The organism is Parafrigoribacterium mesophilum, from assembly GCF_039652555.1.
GTDB lineage: Bacteria > Actinomycetota > Actinomycetes > Actinomycetales > Microbacteriaceae > Parafrigoribacterium > Parafrigoribacterium mesophilum.
The window spans coordinates 1-578 of the sequence record NZ_JBDJAF010000013.1 but is presented as its reverse complement, the minus strand read 5'-3'; the positions used below and the strand labels follow the sequence as shown (position 1 = coordinate 578).

1 protein-coding gene is annotated in these 578 nt (G+C 66.8%); it reads left to right on the top strand.

Annotated elements, in window-relative coordinates:
• Positions 1 to 578 (top strand): DUF222 domain-containing protein (locus ABFX56_RS15890; RefSeq protein WP_346234342.1); only part of this gene is annotated, 578 nt, incomplete at both ends.

Below are 578 nucleotides of genomic sequence, written 5' to 3'. Positions count from 1 at the left end.
ATCTGTCGGGATCTGATCGATGAGGAGGGTATCCCTGCCCGGGAGGCGGAACTGTTCCAGCAGCGCAGTCTGAAACTGCGCAAACTGGGCAATGGGATGCTGCATGCCTCCTGGGACTTAGATCCCGAGGGCGCCGGCTACCTCACCGCCGCCATCGACCCACTCACCTCACCCCGGCGCGGCGGACCCCGCATGGTGGACCCGGCCGAAATCGAGCGGGCCAAGAAAATCACCGATGACTCTCGCACGAGTGAGCAGATCGCCTCCGACGGGCTGCTGCAGCTGGTTCGCGTCGGGGCGGGCGCCGACCCGAACAAGATGTACGGGAAGTTCGCCCCGCAGGTGAAGATCGTGGTCACCCAAACCGACCTGGAATCCGGGACCGGGTTCGCGGTCATCCAGGGCAACCCCGCCCCGGTGTCGGCCACCACTGCCCAGCGGATGGTGTGCATGGGCGGCACCCAAACCATCTTCACCACCGCCACCGGCGGGCCACTGGACTTGGGTCGCACCCGGCGCCTGTTCGACGACCGGCAACACGAAGCCCTCGCCATCAGAGACGGCGGCTGCCTCTGGCC